This window comes from Streptomyces sp. NPDC001153 (assembly GCF_053598315.1).
This window is the reverse complement of the sequence record NZ_JBSFJZ010000030.1, coordinates 1-21,323: the sequence shown is the minus strand read 5'-3', so window position 1 is coordinate 21,323 and position 21,323 is coordinate 1. Positions and strand designations below refer to the sequence as shown.

The window sequence follows — 21,323 nt, the reverse complement described above, 5'->3', positions numbered from 1 at the left end:
ACTTCTTTCCTGATCGTGGTGTTCTTCGTCGTACGACGCCGTGGTGGCCGGCGCTGCCGTGCTTTCCGTCGTCATGCCCGACCGCGCCTCAGGCACTACCGGGTCTACGGCGCAGCGCCAGGTCGCCGTCGGCGACTCCGGCCGCCAGCCGCAGGGCCAGGTTGTCCAGTGCCGCCAGTTGCCGCCGCACGTCGGCGCGCTGCCGGTCCGTCTCGGTCAGGATGGCCTCCAACTCGGCGACCTCCTCGGGCGGCAGCTCGGGCAGGTCCATGTCCCGCACGCTCACCCTGCGGACCAGCGAGCCACTGCCGCGCTGCTGGTTGCGCGGGGCGGCGAGCAGTTGGGCGAGCGGGTGCGGGCGCATCCACACCTCCTCAGGCCGCACTTCCCCGGCCAGGAACCTCCGGTACGCCGGGATCCGCAGCCCCTGCACGGGTGCGAGCAGTACACAGCCGCCCCCATCGTCCACCCGCGTGCGCACCCCGTGCTCGGTGAGCAGGAAGACGTCGCCGCGCTCGGTGGTCTGAGCCTGCGGATATGCGGCCAGGTCTTCCAGCGCGATTCGACGCTGACCGAGCGGCAGCGCGCCGAGCATCTCCTCACGGCCGACGACCATCAGACCGGCGTTCCCTATGTCCGACTCGCGGATCCGGTGCCCGGCCAGCAGCCTGAGCTGGCCCGCCCGCAGGTGCTCGCCGACCTTGCGGTGTGCCACCTCGCTGCCGGGGACCCGCCTGGCGACACCGAGATCGCCGATCCACTCCTTGAGCTGGGGCAGAGCCGTCGCGGCCTGGCGTCGTGCGTCCAGGGTGGCGGAGAAATGGTCCAAGCCCTGCTCCTTCGTGCCGAGCCGGTGCGCTGGCAGGACCGATCGGCCGTCGAGAAGGGCTTCTCCCCTCGCGCCCTTGGCCGACACGGGAAAGTCCCTGGCCTCCTCGGCCAACGGTGACCCTCCGTCCTCCAGCACCTTCGCGACGTACGCCGGCCACGCACCTCCGACCCGGCGGGCGATCCGGTCGGCGTCGACCAGCAGCACCCGGCCCCGGTTCTCCGGTACTGCCTCGTCGCGCAGCACAAGCAGCGCGTGTTCCGCTCCCGTGCGGAATCGGTGAATACGGCGCGGCAACTGGATGACCGCCGCGACCGCGTCCCGGCTCAGCAGTTCCTCACGCATCCGTGCGTTCGGCGTGGGTGCCATGCCGCGCGGCCGGCTCAGGGTCCAGGACGGTACGACGACCAGGCCGCGCCCACCGGGGTTCAGGCGGTGAACGGCTTCCAGAGCCCAGCTGAGGGGCCCATCCTCATCGAACTCCCGCTCTCCCGCGGCATAAGGCGGGTCGGCGAGGATCACATCGCCGGACGGAATACCCCACGGGCGTTCCGGGGCCAGGTCGAACTCCCGCTGTTCCCACGGCCGCAGGGTGTCCAGTTCCTCGGGGCGCGCGCAGATGTCCACGGCGGTGCAGTGATACGCGAAGAGCCGGTAGAGGATGATCTTGCGGCGCAGCGGATCGGGTTCCACCGCGACGATGCCACCACGTCCCTTGATGCTGTCGAGAGCGAACAACAGCTCCCCGGTGCCGGCGCACAGGTTGATCACCGTCGGATGGTCCGGAGCGGACGACACCACCCCCACAGGACCGGCCAGCCTGCTGACCAGCTCCGCGAGCGCGGGCGGCGTCGTATCCATGACCAGGTCCGACTCCAGCCGCTCGGCCAGATCCAGCACGGTGTCAGCCGCGGCACCCGGCGAACCCAGCTCCTCGATCAGCTGCCGCACGGCACGGACGACGCGTGGATCGGCGGCTTCCATATCGGCCGTCAATTCTGCCGGGAGAGCCTCCGGGTACCAGTCGCCACCTTCCCCGGCCATGGCACATACGGCAAGCGCGTCGATGATGAGCCGCTCCGCCGAGCCCAGTTCGTGACGTAGGGCCACGAGTCCGCGCAGCCGCAAGCCTCGCCGGAACCGGTCGCCGTAGGTCGGCAGGGAGCCGTCCTCACCTGGCTCCGCGTCCGGGATGGGCCGCAGGTCCAGCCAGGACGCCACATCCTCCGCGTCGAAGAGGGGCCTGCTGTCGCTGCCGCCCACCGGATCTGGGAACGGCGGGCGCCTGTCGCCACCCACCTGAGGGGACTCCTTGGAAAACCTGCGCCGCCAGTTGCTGACGGTGGGCCGGCCGACCTCGGCGAGTTCCTTGATCTCGCCCAGCGAAACCAACGCGGACACCGCACACGCATCGCCTGGCGTCGTGTCTTCCCTCGTCATCTCACAACCTCACCGGATCACGGCCCGACAGCACACCACTCCTCCGGGCCAGGACCTCAGGCACCTGACTGTGTTTGTCGTGCCGCTCGGCCATGGGGGAGGACAGATAGCGCAACAGAGCGACCGCCGTGCGGAAGTCCTCGTCGAGGTGCCGGTGGAAGATGCGCTCCTGGTGCGCGATGCGGTTGCGCAGGGTACGCATGCGGTCGAACTTTCCGTGCAACGCTTCCCGACCGCCACGGTGCTCACGAAAGAGATGCCTGAGCGAAGGGTTCCAGTACTTCATCTCGTAGTTGCCGCCCCGCCCGCCCTTGCCCAGCAAACTGATCCAGAACCCGAACGACAGCTGAGCCACCACGTCACATGCCTCGTAGTTTCGCCGACGCCTGGCCAGCTTCTCCTCGGCCGCCTGGATCTCCTCCCGCCCGTACCAGTTCGGCTCCGCACGGCGTTCGTTCCACCAGTCCGGACGGCCGTAACGTCCTCCGAGCTGTCGGTGGACCCGGTTCCGTAGACTTACTTCCAGGTCACGCAGCGGGCCCTGCAGAGCGCGGGCAATCTCCGAATCCCAGGCGTACAGACGCATGGCCCGCGCGTCGTCGCCTCCACACTCGTCCAGGAAAGGCTGGAACCTCTCGGCGGAGATGACCTCGATTAACGGCCCGTGCTCACCCTGTGTCATCGTCGCCCTCTTTCACGCTACGACGCCACGTGGTAATGTCGTCGCCGTAAGCCTTGGAGTCCTGTCACCGCATTGCACACAGCCCAGGGCAGAGCCTGGTTGTTCGCCCCCGAGTCCGCCCGCCCAGTTCAGGCGGACTCGGGGGCACAACTGCTTCTAGAGCAGGGTGGGTTGACCCCGCATCAGCCGGACTGCGGCGCCCACGAAGCACAGTAGTAGTCCCGACAGACTCCGGTCAATGACTCCGAGAGAGCTAGTCCTGAGAAGCCTCCTTCTCAGGACTAGCTCTCTCTTTCCATAGTGGCATTGAAAACTACCCACCCAGTCCCCCCAACGCGAACGCCCCGCCGTTTCCCGAGTGCGGGACGGCGGGGCGTCAGAGTTGCTCTGAAGAGCAGGGCTACGTCGTAGACCGCCGCCTCCGCGCACCCGGCCGACGCTCGCTGGGCCGCGTCACCGGATCCCCGTTCTCCAGCGCGACAGCGCGCCGCTTCAGACCGAAGTCCGCCAGCGCCTCCGCCAGCTTGTGGACCGACGGCTCGGGCGCCATGACGTCCACCCGCAGGCCGTGTTCCTCGGCCGTCTTCGCCGTGGCCGGGCCGATGCACGCGATCACCGTCACGTTGTGTGGCTTGCCCGCGATGCCGACCAGGTTGCGGACCGTGGACGACGACGTGAAGAGGACCGCGTCGAAGCCGCCGCCCTTGATGGCCTCGCGGGTCTCGGCCGGCGGAGGCGAGGCGCGGACCGTCCGGTAGGCGGTCACGTCGTCCACCTCCCAGCCCAGCTCGATCAGACCGGCCACCAGGGTCTCCGTGGCGATGTCCGCCCGCGGAAGGAACACCCGGTCAATGGGATCGAACACCGGGTCGTACGGCGGCCAGTCCTCCAGCAGACCCGCCGCCGACTGCTCGCCGCTCGGCACCAGGTCCGGCTTCACGCCGAAGGCGACCAGTGCCTTGGCCGTCTGCTCGCCCACCGCGGCCACCTTGATGCCCGCGAAGGCACGCGCGTCGAGGCCGTACTCCTCGAACTTCTCCCGTACCGCCTTCACCGCGTTGACCGACGTGAAGGCGATCCACTCGTAGCGGCCCGTGACCAGGCCCTTGACCGCCCGCTCCATCTGCTGGGGCGTGCGCGGCGGCTCCACCGCGATCGTCGGGACCTCGTGCGGCACCGCGCCGTAGGACCGCAGCTGGTCGGAGAGCGACGCCGCCTGCTCCTTCGTCCGCGGCACGAGCACCTTCCAGCCGAACAGCGGCTTGGACTCGAACCACGAAAGCTGGTCGCGCCGGGCGGCGGAGGAACGCTCGCCGACCACGGCTATCACCGGCCGGCCGCCGTCCGGGGACGGCAGCACCTTCGCCTGCTTCAGGGTCTGCGCGATCGTGCCGAGGGTCGCCGTCCAGGTGCGCTGGCGGGTCGTCGTACCGTCGATCGTGACCGACAGGGGGGTGTCGGGCTTGCGGCCCGCCGAGACCAGCTCGCCCGCCGCTGCCGCGACCGCGTCCAGGGTCGTCGAGACGACCACCGTGCCGTCGGAGGCGCCCACCTCGGTCCAGCAGCGGTCGGAGGCCGTACGGGCGTCCACGAAGCGGACGTCCGCGCCCTCGGCGTCCCGCAGCGGCACACCGGCGTACGCGGGCACGCCGACCGCCGCCGCGACACCCGGGACCACCTCGAAGGGCACCCCGGCGGAGGCGCAGGCGAGCATTTCCTCGGCCGCGTACGTATCAAGTCCCGGGTCCCCGGACACCGCACGGACGACCCGCCTGCCGCCCCGCGCAGCCTCCATGACAAGATGAGCGGCATCCCGGGCAGCAGCCGGGGCAGCGGCGGCTGTTGACGTGCCGTCAACGACCGTCAGCTGGGGCGTGCCCGTGCCCGGCGGCGAGACCGAAGAAGGGTCTGCGTCCGTCTGCACGACGGAGACGCCCTGCCGGGCGTGCGTCCGGATCACGTCGAGCACCTCGTGCTCGGCGATCAGGACGTCCGCGTTCGACAGCGCCTCCACGGCGCGCAGAGTCAGCAGTCCCGGATCTCCGGGTCCGGCACCGAGGAAGGTGACGTGCCCGTGTTCAGGACCGGCGGCAGGAAGGGCGGTGGGGCTCAATGTGCTCGCTCCCCCATCAGACCGGCCGCGCCCTGGGCGAGCATCTCGGTGGCGAGTTCGCGACCGAGTGCCAACGCCTGGTCGTGCGTCTGGGGCACGGGACCGGTGGTGGACAGCTGCACCATGCGGGTGCCGTCGGTCGTGCCGACGACGCCGCGCAGGCGCATTTCCTTGACAAACTGCCCGTCGGCCAGCAAGTCGGCCAGCGCGCCCACAGGGGCGCTGCAACCGGCTTCCAGGGCGGCGAGCAGTGACCGTTCGGCGGTCACGGCGGCCCGTGTGAACGGGTCGTCGAGTTCGCCGAGCGCCGCGACGAGGTCCGCGTTGTCCGCGGCACACTCGATCGCCAGGGCCCCCTGGCCGGGGGCGGGCAGAACCGTGTCGACCGACAGGAAGTCGGTCACCTCGTCGATCCGGCCTATCCGGTTCAGTCCGGCGGCGGCCAGGACGACGGCGTCGAGTTCGCCGTCGTGGACGTACCGGATCCGGGTGTCCACGTTGCCGCGTATCGGGACCGTCTGTATGTCCAGGCCGTGGGCGCGGGCGTACGCGTTCAGCTGTGCCATGCGGCGCGGCGCGCCGGTGCCGATGCGCGCCCCGCGCGGCAGGTCCGTGAACTTCAGCGCGTCCCGGGCGACGATCACGTCCCGCGGGTCCTCGCGCACCGGTACGGCGGCCAGGACCAGGTCCTCGGGCTGCGCGGTCGGCAGGTCCTTGAGCGAATGAACCGCGAAGTCGACCTCGCCCTTCAGCAGCGCGTCGCGCAGCGCCGTGACGAACACGCCGGTGCCGCCGATCTGCGCGAGTGCCTCGCGGGAGACGTCGCCGTACGTGGTGATCTCGACCAGCTCGACGGGCCGCCCCGTCACCCGGCGGACGGCCTCCGCCACCTGCCCGGACTGGGCCATGGCGAGCTTGCTCCGCCTGGTCCCCAGCCTCAGTGCCTTTTCTGTCATGCCGGTCGGTCCTTCTTTTCTGTGCTGTCCCCGGCCCGGGAGACGGAGGCGACCGTCTCGGGGTCGAGGTCGAACAGGGTGCGCAGCGCGTCCGCGTACCCGGCGCCGCCGGGCTCGGCCGCGAGCTGCTTGACCCGTACGGTCGGCGCGTGCAGCAGCTTGTCGACGACCCGGTGCACGGCCTGCCGGATCTCTCCGCGCTGGCGTTCGTCCAGGTCGGGCAGGCGGCCGTCGAGCCGCGCGATCTCGCTGGCGACGACGTCGGCGGCCATGGTGCGCAGCGCGACCACGGTCGGCGTGATGTGCGCCGCCCGCTGGGCCGCCCCGAAGGCCGCGACCTCGTCGGAGACGATACGCCGTACCTGGTCCACATCGGCCGCCATCGGCGCGTCGGCGGAGGCTTCCGCCAGCGACTCGATGTCCACCAGCCGCACCCCGGCCAGCCGGTGCACGGCCGCGTCGATGTCCCGGGGCATGGCCAGGTCGAGCAGGAAGAAGAAGGGCGCCGGGCGCTCGGCCGGCGGCTCCGGCCGGCGCCGCTCGGGGATCCGGCCCACGCTCGCGGCGGTCGCGGCGAGCGCGGTGATCAGCTCGGTGTCCGCCTCGGGGCTACGGCGTCCCGTGCGGTCGATCGTTCCTCCTGCGACCCAGGCCGCGTGCTGCTCCAGGGTGGCCGCGTCCATGCCCGCCACGGCGGCCTCGCCCATGAGGGAGAAGCCGGACTGCACGGCGGCCAGGTCCAGCGGGCAGTTCTCGTCGGCGCCGACGGAGGTGGACGGCAGCGGGGCCGCCTTTGCGGCCGTGACAGCGGTGTCGGCGACGGCCGGCCGGCCGGTGCGGCCCTCGACCGCCTGCACGACGGCCTGCGCCGTGAGCACCAGGCCGGTGGCCCCGGTGCAGGAGACGACGACGTCGGCACGTGTCAGCTCGTCCGGCACGGCGTCCATCCGTACCGCGCGGGCGGTCACCGCGTTGTCGTCGGCCTCGGTGAGGATCTGCGCGAGGCGCTCGGCGCGCTCGAGGGTGCGGTTGGCGACGACGACCTCGGCGACCCCGGCCCGCGCGAGCGTGGCGGCGGCCAGCGAGGACATCGAGCCGGCGCCGATGACCAGCGCCTTCCTGCCCCGGGCCCAGTCCTCGACGGCTCCGCCGACGGCCAGCTGCTCCAGGCCGAAGGTGACCAGGGACTGGCCGGCGCGGTCGATGCCGGTCTCGGAGTGGGCGCGCTTGCCGACCCTGAGGGCCTGCTGGAACAGGTCGTTCAGCAGCTTGCCGGCGGTGTGCAGCTCCTGCGCCGTGGCCAGGGAGTCCTTGATCTGGCCGAGGATCTGCCCCTCGCCGACGACCATCGAGTCCAGGCCGCAGGCCACCGAGAACAGGTGGTGGACGGCCCGGTCCTCGTAGTGCACGTAGAGGTAGGGGGTGAGCTCCTCCAGGCCGACGCCGCTGTGCTGGGCGAGCAGCGTGGACAGCTCGGCCACACCGGCGTGGAACTTGTCCACGTCGGCGTACAGCTCGATGCGGTTGCAGGTGGCGAGCACCGCGGCCTCGGTGGCCGGCTCGGCGGCGACCGTGTCCTGCAGCAGCTTTATCTGGGCGTCCGCGCTCAGCGCGGCCCGCTCCAGCACGCTGACCGGCGCGCTGCGATGGCTCAGCCCGACGACGAGGAGACTCATGCCGGCATCACGGCGGGTACGTCCCCGTCGGGCCCCTGGTCGGCGGAATCGTCGGCGGCCGCGCCACGGGGTGCGGCAGCGGGCAGCGCGCTGTCGCCCACCGCGGTCTCCATGGGGGGCTCCTCACCGGCCTTGCGCTGCTCGTGGAAGGCGAGGATCTGGAGTTCGATCGAGAGGTCGACCTTGCGCACGTCGACGCCGTCCGGGACGGACAGCACGGTCGGCGCGAAGTTCAGGATGGAGGTGACCCCGGCGGCCACGAGCCGGTCGCAGACCTGCTGGGCGGCACCGGCGGGGGTGGCGATGACGCCGATGGACACCCCGTTGTCCTTGATGATCTTCTCGAGGTCGTCGGTGTGCTGCACCGGGATGCCGGCGACGGGCTTCCCGGCCATCGCGGGGTCGGCGTCGATCAGCGCGGCCACCCGGAAGCCACGGGAGGCGAACCCGCCGTAATTGGCGAGGGCGGCGCCGAGGTTACCGATACCGACGATGACAACCGGCCAGTCCTGGGTCAGGCCGAGTTCACGGGAGATCTGGTAGACGAGATACTCCACGTCGTAGCCGACACCGCGCGTTCCGTAGGAGCCCAGGTACGAGAAGTCCTTGCGCAGCTTGGCGGAGTTGACCCCCGCCGCGGCCGCCAGCTCCTCGGAGGAGACCGTGGGTACCGAGCGCTCCGACAGTGCGGTCAGGGCTCGGAGGTACAGCGGAAGCCTGGCGACGGTGGCCTCGGGAATCCCTCGGCTGCGGGTCGCCGGTCGGTGTGTTCGGCCAGTTGCCACGGTGCTCCTGCGGGTAGAGCGGGGCTGCGGGCGGTCATACGTCCGCAGACCGCCCCGTCGACAGCAGGCTATGTCTTTGTGAACGCGTGCACAAAGATGGTGTCCGATTTGCCCGGCAGAAGTGACCGGGGTCACGCGCCTTTCGCGCCCTCGGCGGGAACCGGCGCACACGCACCGACGTTCCTTCGTTACTGGGGGCAAAACCGCACACTCTCCTCACGAATCCCGCCCCCGAGATCAGTCCGCCGTCGATCCTAAGCGACTTTCCGACCTGTTTGGACTAGTCGGTCAGTGCCCGGCGCAGCCGCTCCTCGTTCACGCGCCAGAAGGTGTGCTGTTCACCGTCGATCAGTACGACCGGGATCTGCTCCCAGTACTGATCGTGCAGGGCCCTGTCCTCGGTGATGTCCTTGTGCTCCCAGGACACGCCCAGTTCCCCGCAGACCTTCTCGACCACGACCTGTGCGTCGTCGCACAGGTGACAGCCGGGCTTGCGGATCAGCGTGACCAGCCGGTCACGGGGGGCGGCGGGGTCGGCCGGATCGGCCTTGCGACGGAAAAGTGGACTCATACGGCCATTCTCGCGCGTGCCGTGCACGCTTCGGATCAGGGCTTTAACGGCCCGGTCGCGGAGAGTTCACACGCATCCAACCTCTCCTCCGACGGAAGCACCGAACAAACTGGCTATGCTCACGACATGGCCGCTCTCGGATGGCTCACTCCCCGTAGGCGCTCCGCCACGGCGCGCAGCGTGTTGGCAGGCGAGGCCTCGGCGGAGGCTGCCCGCAAGTCCTCGCAGGAGGCGCAGGAAACTCCGCAGGTCACCCGCAAGGAACCGGAGTTCCCCGTCATCGGCGACGACAAGGCGGCTGCCTTCTTCGACCTCGACAACACCGTCATGCAGGGCGCCGCGCTGTTCCACTTCGGCCGGGGCCTGTACAAGCGGAAGTTCTTCGAGACGCGCGACCTCGCCAAGTTCGCCTGGCAGCAGGCCTGGTTCCGGCTGGCCGGCGTCGAGGACCCCGAGCACATGCAGGACGCGCGCGACTCGGCGCTGTCGATCGTCAAGGGCCACCGGGTCGCCGAGCTCGAGTCGATCGGCGAGGAGATCTACGACGAGTACATGGCCGACCGCATCTGGCCCGGCACCCGCGCCCTGGCCCAGGCCCACCTGGACGCCGGGCAGAAGGTGTGGCTGGTCACGGCGGCCCCGGTGGAGATCGCCCAGGTGATCGCCCGCCGCCTGGGCCTCACCGGCGCGCTCGGCACCGTGGCGGAGTCGGTGGACGGCATCTACACCGGCAAGCTGGTCGGCGAGCCGCTGCACGGCCCGGCGAAGGCGGAAGCGGTACGCGCGCTGGCCGCGGCGGAGGGCCTGGACCTCTCGCGCTGCGCCGCCTACAGCGACAGCCACAACGACATCCCGATGCTGTCCCTCGTCGGCCACCCCTACGCCATCAACCCCGACGCCAAGCTGCGCAGGCACGCCCGCGAGAAGGACTGGCGCCTGCGGGACTACCGCACGGGCCGGAAGGCGGCGAAGGTCGGCATTCCGGCGGCGGCCGGCGTCGGAGCGGTGGCCGGCGGCACCGCGGCGGCGATCGCCCTGAGCCGACGCCGGCGGTAGCCCGGCGCTGGTCGCGCCCGCGCGCCGGAGCCGTGTGCCGACACGGCCCCGCGCCCCTTCGGGGTGCTGTCGCGCGCGTCTGGATTATGCCGCGGCCATTTCAACACGCCCTGTACCTCACCGAAACCGGCCAGATTTCGGTCAACAAGTGATCAGCCTACGGCACTTGATAGGACGTCAACCGGTAACAGAAGCGACGCAATCGATGATTTGAGCAACTCGGTGTAGCAGTGCCTGCACGAAGCGTTATTCTCCTCAGACGCAAACCGGTACCTCTCCGTCGCTACGACGGGTGAATGGTTCCGCACTGCACGTGATGGAAGCTCTGCCTCTGGGAGTCCCGTGTACCCACACGTCGGGGTTGACGCCTCGGGCCTGGCTACGCTGCGCGCAATGGTCGCGACGGTCAAAGAGACGCTGCGCGGCCTCGTCCCCACCGCGTACGCCGTCCCCGCCCTCGCCGGCGCCGCGCCCGTCGGCCCGTGCTACGCACTGGCCGACGGCAGCGCCGCGGTCGGCAGACGGGGGCGCTCCGCCGGGGGCGCCGCCACCGCCCGCCGCCCGGCCGCGGACAGCGACAGCGCCCGGATGATGGACCTGGTCGAGCGCGCCCAGGCGGGCGAGGCCGAGGCCTTCGGCCGGCTGTACGACCAGTACAGCGACACGGTGTACCGGTACATCTACTACCGCGTCGGCGGCCGCGCGACCGCCGAGGACCTCACGAGCGAGACCTTTCTGCGGGCTTTGCGCAGGATCGGCACCTTCACCTGGCAGGGCCGCGACTTCGGAGCCTGGCTGGTCACGATCGCCCGCAACCTCGTCGCCGACCACTTCAAGTCCAGCCGCTTCCGCCTGGAGGTCACCACCGGCGAGATGCTCGACGCCAACGAGGTCGAGCGCTCCCCGGAGGACTCCGTCCTGGAGTCCCTGTCGAACGCCGCGCTGCTGGACGCCGTACGGCGGCTCAACCCGCAGCAGCAGGAGTGCGTGACACTCCGCTTCCTCCAGGGCCTCTCGGTCGCCGAGACGGCCCGCGTCATGGGCAAGAACGAGGGCGCCATCAAGACCCTCCAGTACCGCGCCGTCCGCACGCTCGCCCGTCTCCTGCCGGACGACGCGCGCTGAGACCGGCGACTCTCGGCAACGCCCAACTCACGTTCCGTGAACGTCCGTTGCCTTTCCGATCCGGGCATCCGCCGTCCGTAACCCAAGTGCCGCGCCAGTCGTTGTGCGGGATACAGGCTCCCTGTGGTCACGTCCTGGCCGACCCTGATCGCTCGATCGTGTGAAGTGGTCGCGGGCGTGCAACCCTCAGGACCCCCTGGGGAGTCGACCGTCATGACGAGAGGAGGTGCCGCCAGTGATCGCGAACGTATCGGCGCACCGGCGGGCGAACGCCTTCGCCCAGGCCCTGGAAGAACAGTCCGACCGGGACGCGGCGGCCGAGCAGTCCGTAGGCACGGCGGGATCCCCGCCGACCGCCGAGGAACAGACCGAGCGGGGCGAGCTGCTGGCCCTGGCAGCGGGCCTCGGCGCGCTGCCCAAGCCGCAGCTCGACCCCGAGGTCAAGGTCGTGCAGCGCGCCCAGTTGGTGGCCGCGATGGAGGCCATGCTCCAGGAGGGCACGGGGGCGGCGGACGCGTCGGTACCGGAACAGCGCGCGTCCCGCTCCCGGGGCGCGCACCGGGCGAGCCCGCTGGGCAAGCTCCGCCCGCGTTCCCGGCTGACCAAGGGGCTCGCGGCGGGCGGGCTCAGCGTGGGCGTGGCCGCGGGAGCCTTCGGCGGGGTCGCCGCCGCCAGCTCGAACGCCCTGCCCGGTGACTCGCTCTACGGCCTCAAACGCGGCATCGAGGACTTCAAGCTCAACTACCTGACCACCGGCGACGACCAGCGCGGCCAGACCTACCTCGACCAGGCCTCCACCCGGCTCAGCGAGGCCCGCCGGCTGATGGAGCGCGGCCGCGGCGGTCACCTCGACCACGAGTCCATCAGCGAGATCCGCCGCACGCTCTCCGGCATGCGGCAGGACGTCACCGAGGGCCACCGCCTGCTCCACGAGGCCTACGAGGCCAACCCCGAGCACCTGGGCCCCATCCAGGCCCTGTCCACCTTCTCCCGCTCCCACCGAGAGGCGTGGACCGCGCTCAGCGACAGGCTGCCCGTACAGCTCGGGGACGTCAAAGAGCAGGTGTCGTCGGTGTTCGACGCCATAGACCAAGAGGTCGCCCCGCTGCAGTCCCTGCTCCCGCAGTCCCCCGCCCAGGGCGGTGGCGGCAAGCGGCAGGGCTCCGGCTCGGCATCCACCGGTTCCTCCGGCGGCCACCGGTCGACCGCACCCAGCTCCTCCGGCAGCACCCCGTCCTCCGGCAGGCACGCCCGCTCCGGCGACCCGAGCGGCCCGGCCACCGGCAGCAGCGGCGAGGGCCTGCTCGGCGGCTCCACGGGCGGCCTGCTGGAGCCACCGAAGACCGGCACCGGCAGCAGCACCCCGTCCACCAGCAAGCCCCCGACAACGACCCCCGCCGTCACCCTCCCCCCGCTGCTCCCCGGCCTCCTCCCGGGCCTGGGCATCGAAGGCGAGGACACGCACTAGCGGCGGTACGGCCACGGCAGTGGCCCACGACAGTGGGGGCGCCCTTCCCGAGCGGGGCGCCCCCACTCGGCTTTCCCGGATTCCCCAGAAGAACGGATCAGCAGAACACCGAACGGATCAGCAGTACCGAACGGATCAGCAGAACACCGATCAGAAGAACACCGAGCGGCGCTGCACCAGCAGCTTGTACAGCGTGTGCTGGATCTGCTCCCGCACCTGGTCGGTCAGGTTGAACATCAGCATCGGATCCTCGGCCGCCTCCGCCGGATACCCGTCCGTCGGGATCGGCTCCCCGAACTGGATCGTCCACTTCGTCGGCAATGGAATCGCACCGAGCGGCCCCAGCCACGGAAACGTCGGCGTCATCGGGAAGTACGGAAAGCCCAGCACCCGCGCCAGCGTCTTCGCGTTGCCGATCATCGGGTAGATCTCCTCCGCCCCCACGATCGAGCACGGAATGATCGGCGCCCCCTGCCGCAGCGCGGTCGACACGAAGCCGCCCCGCCCGAACCGCTGCAGCTTGTACCGCTCGCTGAAAGGTTTCCCGATGCCCTTGAAGCCCTCCGGCATCACCCCGACCAGCTCACCCTGGGCCAGCAGCCGCTCGGCGTCCTCCGCGCAGGCCAGGGTGTGCCCCAGCTTGCGGGCCAGCTCGTTGACCACCGGCAGCACGAAGACCAAGTCGGCCGCCAGCAGCCGCAGATGACGGTCGGCCGGGTGGTGGTCGTGCACGGCGACCTGCATCATCAGCCCGTCCAGCGGCAGCGTCCCGGAGTGGTTGGCGACGATCAGCGCACCGCCCTTCGCCGGGATGTTCTCGATGCCCTTCACCTCGACCCGGAAGTACTTCTCGTACACCGGCCGCAGCAGCGACATCAGGACCTGGTCGGTCAGCTCCTCGTCGTAACCGAAGTCGTCGACGTCGTAGTCACCGGTCAGCCGACGCCGCAGAAAGGCCAGCCCGGCCGCCACACGCCGCTCCAGGCCGGCGCCCGGCCCGTCGGTACCCGACGACCGCTCCGGAGGCTGCTCCGGCTTCTCCTCACGGCTCACAGGCCCATCTTCCCGTGCCCGGCCCCGGCCCGGCAGCGGCTGGACCTCACCCATCTCCCCGGTCCCGGACTCGGCGAGGGCGCCGCGCCGGCTGCCCGTGCCGCGGCGCCGCGCCGGGCGCTGTGCGGCGCTCCCGCGGGACCGGTCGTCGTCGAACGGAATGACCTTGGCGTCCGCCATCGTTGCCGCTCTCCTCAGTTGGCGCTGTCGGCGCTGTGCGTCGTGGGCCGGCCGCCGCCCCTCGCGGCGAGCGCGGCGATCCGGTCGACGGCCCCCGCGAGGGCCTCCGGCGGCACCAGTCCGGGGCCCTGGCCGCGCGCGAAGTCCGCGAACGTCTCCGCCGTCGTGTACCTGGGCGTGAAGCCCAGCGTCTCGCGCATCTGGACCGTGTCCACCACCCGCCCGTGCGTGAGCAGCCGGATCTGCTCCGGCGAGAAGTCCGTCATACCGAGCGTACGCACCAGCGAACCCGCCCAGGTGACCGCGGGCAGCAGCAGGGGCACGGTCGGCCGCCCGAGCCGCCGGGAGCACTGCGAGAGCAGCAGCACACCGTCCCCGGCGATGTTGAACGTGCCGCTGTTGAGGGTGCCCCGGCGCGGGTCGTGCGAGGCGATCCGCAGCACCTCGACGACGTCGTCCTCGTGCACGAACTGCAGCCGCGGGTCGTAGCCGAACACGGTGGGCAGGACCGGCAGCGCGAAGTAGGAGGCGAGCGGGGTGTCGGCGGCCGGTCCCAGGATGTTGGCGAACCGCAGCACGCACACGGCGACGTCCGGCCGCCGCCGGGCGAACCCGCGCACATACCCCTCGACCTCGACGGCGTCCTTCGCGAAGCCGCCGCTCGGCAGGGACTTCGGCGGGGTCGTCTCGGTGAACACGGCCGGATCGCGCGGCGCGGAGCCGTACACGTTCGTGCTGGACTTCACCACCAGCCGCTTCACGGTCGGCGACTTCTGGCAGGCGCCGAGCAGCTGCATGGTGCCGATGACGTTGGTCTCCTTGACCGTGGCCCGGTTGCCGCTGCCCAGCGCCGTGCCGGTCACGTCCATGTGGACGACCGTGTCGGCGCCGGTCTCGGCGAGCACCCGTGCGATCGTCGCCTGCCGGATGTCGGCCTGGATGAAGTCCGCGCCGCCCAGATGGTGCGCCGGCGGCACCGCGTCCACGGCGATCACCCGGTCGACCTCCGGGTCCCGCTGGATGCGCCGTACGAACCGGCCGCCCAGTTGCCGGGCCACTCCGGTGACGAGCACGACCTTCCCCAAGATCAGCGCCTTCCCTCGTACGAGATGCGTACGGCCAACCTAGCGGGTCGATGTTGCGCTGTGATGACTGCCCGATGCACGAAGTGACGGAAATTCACTCATCGGAATATGCCAGGTCGCCGGAAACGCCTGCGGCCCCCCATCAGTACAGATGGGAGGCCACAGATGTGCGCTGACACGCTCTCGCGGCGCCGCTTACTTCTTGTTGCGACGCTGAACGCGCGTGCGCTTGAGCAGCTTGCGGTGCTTCTTCTTGGCCATCCGCTTGCGCCGCTTCTTGATAACAGAGCCCACGACTACCCTCGCTCACTTCTCATCACTCGGTTGTTTGGGCGCCATGGGCCCACACGACCTACGAGGGGCTAGCCTACCCAACCGAGCGCCAAGGTCGTAATCGAGGGGGGAACCCCGGGTCACCCCGGGGTCACCCTGGAGTTGCCGTCAGGCCGTCTCCACCCCCACATAGCTGTCACGGAGGTACTCGTGTACCGCTTGCTCCGGGACACGGAACGACCGCCCGACCCGGATCGCGGGCAGATGACCGCTGTGCACCAGGCGGTACACGGTCATCTTCGACACTCGCATCACCGAGGCGACCTCCGCCACGGTAAGGAACACGACCTCGTTCAGAGGCCTCTCGTCAGCTGCAGCCATGACACACCTGAACCTTCCGCACTCGACGGCCACCGGCTTCCCCTTCCGGTGACTCTTCGTCGTTGCGTGCTCACTCCCCAATGTAGGGGCGGGTGATGCAAGTGGGGAAGAGGTGCACCCATCGCAGGCCTACTGTGACAGACACGCTCGTTTGAGTACGTAGCGGGTGAGCGGCCGGTAGTACTCAGACCGCACGGCGTCATCAACCGGAACGACGACGGACACGCGCCCCTCCGCCTCCCCCACGAACAGCGCCGGATCGTCGGTGTCGGCCAGACCGATGGCCTCGAACCCCAGCTGACCAGCACCGCAGACCCACCCGTGGTCCCCCACGACCAGCTCGGGCAACGGGCCGCCGCCCTCCGCCGCGGCCTCCAGCGCAACCCGAACCGGCAGCGGCGAATGACTGTGCACGCCGGGCTCACAACCGGGGCGCCCACCGTCGGTTTCCCGCACCAACCCGACTCCTCGTGCGTAGTCCACTGCACACGTACGTAGACCGAACCGGGTCAATATGTCGACACAGTGACCCTGCGCGGGAGTGAGCACGTCACACCCCGCCGCCGAGAGGGCGTCCGCCAAGCCGGCGTAGAACCCGAGCAGCCGCTGCGGATGCCCGGTCCCGAACAACACGGGCGCACCGCGCCTGGCCACCTCCCGGATCCGCCCCGCAAAGCCGTCCAACGCCGCCAGCGTCCGGGCCGGATCGATCACGTCCGGCCCCGAGGTATGCCGAGGATCGGCCGAAACCCCGCACTTCTCGGCCATCAGCTCCAGCAACTCCGGTTGCCCCCAGGCCCCTTCGGGATCGATCCCGATCAGCACCCGAGGATCCCGGGCCGCGAACAGCCGATAGCTCCGCAGACTGTCCTCCCGAGAGGTCCCCACCACCCCGGCAAGCCGAACAGCCAGCAGATGCGCACGCAGAGCTCCGCTGGTCGACATGGGTGCGATGGTGACGCACAGAGGCGGAAGAGGGAGCACAAACCGGGGGAAGTGCGCACGGTTGGCGTAACGGAGGGGCCACTCGCCGGGACCCACCCGACCGCCGCCTAGGCCCCCGAGCCGGACAGCACCTGCCCACCGACCCGAGCAGCGCCTGCCCGCCGACCCGGGCACGAGCGAGCGCTGCCACGGCGCCGAGCCGGGCAGCGCCTGCTCATCCGCCCCGGGCACACCCCGAGCGCTAACCACACCACCGAGCCGACAGCGCCCGCCCATCAACCCAGGGCCGCCCGAGCGTCACCCACCCCACCGAGCCGGACAGCGCCTGTCCATCCACCCCGAGCGCTAACCACGGCACCGAGCCGTGCAGCCTCTGCCCACCCACCCGGGCACGAGCAAGCGCTGCCCACCCACCCGGGCACGAGCAAGCGCTGCCCACCCCACCGAGCCGAGCAGCACCGACCGCGACCACCCCACCCGCCCCAGCACGGCCGGTGCCTTCCCATCCACCCGAGCCCCGGCGGGGTGCGCTCTCAGCCGACCGAGACGGGTGGGTGGGTGGGAAACCGGGGGTCCAGGGGGCGGAGCCCCCTGGGCGGTTCAGGGCAGCAACCCCCGCAGCGGAAACACCGCCCGACGAGTCGCCCGTACCGCCTGATCAACCCGATCCGCAGGGTCGTAACCCGACTCCCACGACGCCCAACTCACCGGCCACCGCCCATCAGTCATCCGCTGCGGCCCGAACTGCCGAGTCCGAGCGAACGCGTCCTGCCGCCACGCCTCGGGAATCATCGCCTCCGGCGCCACCGGCCTCCCCGCCGCGATCCCCACCAGATGCGTCCACGAGCGCGGCACGACGTCCACCACCGCGTACCCGCCGCCCCCGAGCGCGACCCACTTCCCCCCGGCGTACTCGTGCGCCAGCTCATGACACGCCACCTGCACAGCCCGCTGCGCGTCCAGCGACACCGCAAGATGCGCGAGCGGATCCTCGAAGTGCGTATCCGCCCCGTGCTGCGACACGAGCACCTGCGGCCGGAACTCCGCCAGCAGCTCCGGCACCACCGCGTGGAACGCCCGCACCCACCCCGCGTCCCCGGTCCCCGCAGGCAGCGCCACGTTCACCGCGGCCCCCTCCCCCGCCCCGGCGCCCGTCTCCTCCGGCCACCCGGTCTGCGGGAACAACGTACGGGGATGCTCGTGCAGCGAGATCGTCAGAACCCGCGGATCCTCCCAGAACGCCGCCTGCACCCCGTCCCCGTGGTGTACGTCGACATCCACATACGCGACCCGCTCGGCCCCCAGCTCCAGCAACCGGGCGATGGCCAGCGAGGCGTCGTTGTACACGCAGAACCCCGACGCGCCCCCGGGCATCGCGTGATGCAGTCCGCCCGCGAAGTTCACGGCGTGCTCGGCATCCCCCCGCCACACCGCCTCCGCCGCCCCCACCGACTGCCCGGCGATCAGCGCGGACACCTCGTGCATCCCCGCGAACGCGGGATCGTCGAGGGTCCCGAGCCCGTACGACGGGTCCGCCGCCGCCGGATCGGCCGACGCGGCCTTCACGGCGTCGATGTAGTCCTCACGATGGACCAGCCGCAGCGTCGACTCCCCGGCCGGCTTGGCCGCGACGACCTCCATCTCCCGGTCGAGCCCGAAAGCCCCCACCAGTTTCCGGGTCAGTGCCAGCCGGACCGGATCCATCGGATGGTCCGGGCCGAAGTCATAGCCCGTTACTGCCTCGTCCCACATCAGCTGTGCGCGGCCGCTCATGCCCGCCACCGTATCTGTCCGGTTGAGCGGCGAACGACCTGGCGTACACGAGCGTCACCAGCACCAACACCATCGGCACGAGCATGGCTCCCCGATAGCTCCAGGCATCGCCCAGAGCACCCACCAAGGGCGAACCGACCAGGAATCCCACGTAATTGAAAATATTGAGCCGCGCGATGGCCGCATCCGAAGCCCCCGGGAACAACCGCCCCGCCGCCGCGAACGTCTGCGGCACCAGCACGCACAGCCCCAGACCCAGCAGCGTGAACCCGAGCATCCCCACCCACGCCCCGGACGCCGAGGCCACCACCGCGAACCCGCCGGCCGCCACCAGCGTCCCGAGCCGTACGACCGCCACGGCCCCGAACCGCCGCACCCCGAAGTCCCCGATGGCCCGCCCCAGCAGCGTCGTCACCATGTACACGTTGTACGGCACCGTGGCCAGCTGCTCCGAGCTGCCCAGCACGTCCTTCAGGTACTTCGCGCTCCAGTTGGAGACGGTCGAGTCCCCGATGTAGGCGAAGGTCATCACCAGACACAGCGGCAGCAGCAGCCTGAAGACGACACCCCCGCCGCTCCTGCCCTGCTCCTCGGCCACGGGCGCCGGATCGCCGTCGACGTACCACCGGCTCCCCACGAACGTCGCCGGCAGCAGCACGGCCACCACCGGCAGGTACGACACCCACAGCGCGAGATGCCAGTGCGCCCCGACCCACGCCAGCGAGGCCCCCAGGATCCCGCCCAGGCTGTACGCGGCATGGAAGCTGAGCATGATGCTGCGCCCGTACGACCGTTGCAGGCTCACCCCGAGCATGTTCATGGAGGCGTCCAGCGCGCCCACGGCCAGCCCGAACGCGCCCAGCGCCACCGCCAGCTCCGCGAGGTGCCCGCCCGCCCCGGCGCCGAGCAGCGCCAGCAGGACGACCGGCTGGGACCAGCGCAGCAGCCGGCTGGGCCGTATCCGCTTCACCAGCTGCTCGGTGGTCACGCTGCCGGCACCGGCGAGGATCGGTACGGCGGCCAGGAAGACCGGCAGCAACGCGTCGGAGACGCCGTACCGGTCCTGGATGGCCGGGATCCGCGTCACCAGCAGGGCGAAGGTGGCGCCCTGAGCGAAGAAGCTGAACGCCAGCGAGGCCCTGCCGCGCCGCAGCACATCAGTCATGGCGGCGAGCGTAGGGCCCCGGGCTACCTGTGGGTAGATCCAGCCAAAGATGAATTTCCCTCAGCTTTACCGAGTGGCGGCGTTACCGAGTGGCGGCGTTACCGACTGACGGCGTTACCGACTGACGGCCTTACGGCATGACGGCTCAGGCGACGACAGCGACTTCGGACGCACCGGCCTCGGACGTCTCGGAGACACCGGCCTCGAGCGTCCCGGCTTCGCCGGCCTCGACCTCGGCGGCCAGCATGCTCTCCATCGGCCCGGCGGCCAGGCCGCCGCTGACCACGAACCCGATCACCATCGCGCCGACGAGGACAACGGTCCCGAGCCACACCATCGTGTCCACGGGAACGGTGTACGCACCCACAACCCGGGCGGCACACTCGGCGAGCAGCACCAGCCCCCAGACGACCGAGAACGCCTTCTCCTTGCTCCGGAAGTCCGCGGACCGGACCGACGCCCCGGAGACCAGCCGCTCCCAGGCGGCCTCCTTGGCCGCGTCGCCCTTCACCAGGAACGGCTTCATGCCCGCGGTCATCATCGGCTTGCCCACCCAGACGGAGGCGAGGATGCCGAAGGCGACGACGCTGCTGACCCCGCTGTCCTTGGCGAGCATCAGCCGCGGGTCACCGGAGACGAAGCTCAGCAGCAGCGAGACGACGTTGACGACCAGGATGAGACCGGCCAGCGCGTTCGTCCTCCGCTCCTTCACCAGGCCCCACACGGTCCTCAGCGCCGGCACCACACTGCTCCAGGCGAGCGCGGCGAAGGTGCTCATCCCGAAGGCGTCCTTGAAGAGGTAGTACGAGCCGAGCGGCACCGCGACGTCCAGGAGCAGCGGCTTGAAGTTGTCCAGCACGCTCGGGTTCTGCTTCTGCTGCCGCTCGGTCCGGCCCTGGGTCCCCGTGTTCTTCGTCATGCCCTCAGCATCGCCGCCGCAGGGGGTCCCCCAGTAGAAACGATCGTCCGGACGTCCGCATGACAATTGTCAGGACTGGACCGATGGCTCAGGTCATACCAGCAGGTCAGCCAACTCGCCCATGGTGGAAAAGAGTTGGTCGGCGCTTGCCAGCTTCGCCGCCGGCGTCATCGCGGTGAACCCGTAGACCGTCATCCCGGCCGCCACGGCCGCCTGGACCCCCAGCGGAGAGTCCTCCACGACCAGACACCGCTGCGGCGACACCCCCATCCGCTCCGCGGCGTACAGGAAGAGATCGGGCGCCGGCTTCCCACGTCCCACGTCCTCGGAGCTGAAGATCCGCTCCTCCGCGAACCAGCGGTCGAGCCCGGTCGTACGGTGCCCGACCCGGATCCGGGCATGACTGCCCGAGGAGGCCACGCAGTACGGCACCCCGTCCGCGGCCAGCTTCTCCAGTACGCCGGCCACGCCCGCCACAGGCTGCAACTCACGCTCGAACGCGGCGAACACGCGCGCGTGGAAGACGTCGTCGAAGTCGTCGGGCAGTCGCTGACCGGTCCGCTGCAGCACGACCTCATGGACCCGGTGCATCGCCGAGCCCATGTAGTCCCGGATGGATTCCTCGTACGACGTCGGGTGCCCCAACTCGGTCAGGTAGGCGGCCAGATGCCGATTGGAGATGGGCTCGCTGTCGACGAGCACCCCGTCATTGTCGAAGATGATCAGGTCAAAGCGCATGGGCCAACCCTAAACGCAGAAAGGCCCACGCCTTCCGGCGTGGGCCTTTCCCAAGAATTGTTCGGCGGTGTCCTACTCTCCCACAGGGTCCCCCCTGCAGTACCATCGGC

The 21,323-nt window shown here is 70.5% G+C and carries 19 protein-coding genes; 3 read left to right on the top strand and 16 right to left on the bottom strand.

Annotated elements, in window-relative coordinates:
- Positions 1 to 88: 88 nt before the first annotated feature.
- The 7 genes from ACWDEN_RS30105 to ACWDEN_RS30075 form a co-directional block, all read right to left on the bottom strand.
- A complete protein-coding gene (locus ACWDEN_RS30105) occupies positions 89 to 2,230 on the bottom strand; it encodes an N-6 DNA methylase (RefSeq protein WP_450860903.1) in 2,142 nt (713 codons plus the stop codon).
- A gap of 40 nt (positions 2,231 to 2,270) precedes the next feature.
- Positions 2,271 to 2,855 (bottom strand): hypothetical protein, encoded by a 585-nt coding sequence (locus ACWDEN_RS30100; RefSeq protein ID WP_450860901.1) that lies wholly within the window; start codon positions 2,853 to 2,855, stop codon positions 2,271 to 2,273.
- Between the two features lie 496 nt (positions 2,856 to 3,351).
- Positions 3,352 to 5,064, bottom strand: a complete 1,713-nt coding sequence (locus ACWDEN_RS30095) for a uroporphyrinogen-III synthase (RefSeq protein ID WP_450860899.1) — start codon at positions 5,062 to 5,064, stop codon at positions 3,352 to 3,354.
- On the bottom strand, positions 5,061 to 6,020 hold the full coding sequence (gene hemC, locus ACWDEN_RS30090; protein ID WP_351614798.1) for a hydroxymethylbilane synthase: 960 nt from the start codon (positions 6,018 to 6,020) through the stop codon (positions 5,061 to 5,063). The genes ACWDEN_RS30095 and hemC overlap by 4 nt, the downstream gene beginning before the upstream one ends.
- Positions 6,017 to 7,696: a glutamyl-tRNA reductase gene (locus tag ACWDEN_RS30085; protein ID WP_450860896.1), complete on the bottom strand. Its 1,680-nt coding sequence runs from the start codon at positions 7,694 to 7,696 to the stop codon at positions 6,017 to 6,019. Before ACWDEN_RS30085 ends, hemC begins: the two co-directional genes overlap by 4 nt.
- The gene (locus ACWDEN_RS30080) at positions 7,693 to 8,481 is read right to left on the bottom strand and encodes a redox-sensing transcriptional repressor Rex (protein ID WP_351614793.1); all 789 of its coding nucleotides are present in this window, start codon (positions 8,479 to 8,481) and stop codon (positions 7,693 to 7,695) included. The genes ACWDEN_RS30085 and ACWDEN_RS30080 overlap by 4 nt, the downstream gene beginning before the upstream one ends.
- Before the next feature lie 280 nt (positions 8,482 to 8,761).
- On the bottom strand, positions 8,762 to 9,052 hold the full coding sequence (locus tag ACWDEN_RS30075) for a glutaredoxin family protein (protein WP_351614791.1): 291 nt from the start codon (positions 9,050 to 9,052) through the stop codon (positions 8,762 to 8,764).
- A 126-nt stretch (positions 9,053 to 9,178) separates the two neighbouring features.
- Here ACWDEN_RS30075 and ACWDEN_RS30070 point away from each other — a divergent pair, with 126 nt between their 5' ends.
- From ACWDEN_RS30070 to ACWDEN_RS30060, 3 genes are all read left to right on the top strand, one after another.
- Positions 9,179 to 10,108 carry an HAD family hydrolase gene (locus tag ACWDEN_RS30070; protein WP_351614789.1) on the top strand — a complete coding sequence of 310 codons (930 nt, stop codon included), beginning with the start codon at positions 9,179 to 9,181 and terminating at the stop codon, positions 10,106 to 10,108.
- Positions 10,109 to 10,450: 342 nt separating this feature from the next.
- A complete protein-coding gene (locus ACWDEN_RS30065) occupies positions 10,451 to 11,233 on the top strand; it encodes an ECF subfamily RNA polymerase sigma factor, BldN family (RefSeq protein ID WP_351614787.1) in 783 nt (260 codons plus the stop codon).
- Between the two features lie 235 nt (positions 11,234 to 11,468).
- Entirely contained in the window at positions 11,469 to 12,701 is a 1,233-nt protein-coding gene (locus ACWDEN_RS30060) for a DUF5667 domain-containing protein (protein WP_450860893.1), read from the top strand.
- A 150-nt stretch (positions 12,702 to 12,851) separates the two neighbouring features.
- On the opposite strand, the gene ACWDEN_RS30055 is transcribed toward ACWDEN_RS30060, so the two are convergent.
- The 9 genes from ACWDEN_RS30055 to ACWDEN_RS30015 form a co-directional block, all read right to left on the bottom strand.
- The gene (locus ACWDEN_RS30055; RefSeq protein ID WP_351614784.1) at positions 12,852 to 13,934 is read right to left on the bottom strand and encodes a lysophospholipid acyltransferase family protein; all 1,083 of its coding nucleotides are present in this window, start codon (positions 13,932 to 13,934) and stop codon (positions 12,852 to 12,854) included.
- A 14-nt stretch (positions 13,935 to 13,948) separates the two neighbouring features.
- On the bottom strand, positions 13,949 to 15,019 hold the full coding sequence (locus ACWDEN_RS30050) for an NAD-dependent epimerase/dehydratase family protein (protein WP_450860891.1): 1,071 nt from the start codon (positions 15,017 to 15,019) through the stop codon (positions 13,949 to 13,951).
- Positions 15,020 to 15,214: 195 nt separating this feature from the next.
- Complete coding sequence (locus tag ACWDEN_RS30045; protein WP_003948845.1) at positions 15,215 to 15,313, bottom strand: 30S ribosomal protein bS22; 99 nt, start codon at positions 15,311 to 15,313, stop codon at positions 15,215 to 15,217.
- Positions 15,314 to 15,460: 147 nt separating this feature from the next.
- Complete coding sequence (locus ACWDEN_RS30040) at positions 15,461 to 15,673, bottom strand: helix-turn-helix domain-containing protein (protein ID WP_159045602.1); 213 nt, start codon at positions 15,671 to 15,673, stop codon at positions 15,461 to 15,463.
- A gap of 129 nt (positions 15,674 to 15,802) precedes the next feature.
- Positions 15,803 to 16,618, bottom strand: a complete 816-nt coding sequence (locus ACWDEN_RS30035) for a phosphatase (RefSeq protein WP_351614780.1) — start codon at positions 16,616 to 16,618, stop codon at positions 15,803 to 15,805.
- Positions 16,619 to 17,218: 600 nt separating this feature from the next.
- Entirely contained in the window at positions 17,219 to 18,391 is a 1,173-nt protein-coding gene (locus ACWDEN_RS30030; protein WP_351623393.1) for an acetoin utilization protein AcuC, read from the bottom strand.
- Positions 18,342 to 19,556, bottom strand: a complete 1,215-nt coding sequence (locus ACWDEN_RS30025) for an MFS transporter (protein WP_351623392.1) — start codon at positions 19,554 to 19,556, stop codon at positions 18,342 to 18,344. Before ACWDEN_RS30025 ends, ACWDEN_RS30030 begins: the two co-directional genes overlap by 50 nt.
- A gap of 145 nt (positions 19,557 to 19,701) precedes the next feature.
- Positions 19,702 to 20,475: a VC0807 family protein gene (locus ACWDEN_RS30020; RefSeq protein WP_351623391.1), complete on the bottom strand. Its 774-nt coding sequence runs from the start codon at positions 20,473 to 20,475 to the stop codon at positions 19,702 to 19,704.
- Positions 20,476 to 20,568: 93 nt separating this feature from the next.
- A complete protein-coding gene (locus tag ACWDEN_RS30015) occupies positions 20,569 to 21,213 on the bottom strand; it encodes an HAD family hydrolase (protein ID WP_351623390.1) in 645 nt (214 codons plus the stop codon).
- Positions 21,214 to 21,323 lie beyond the last annotated feature (110 nt).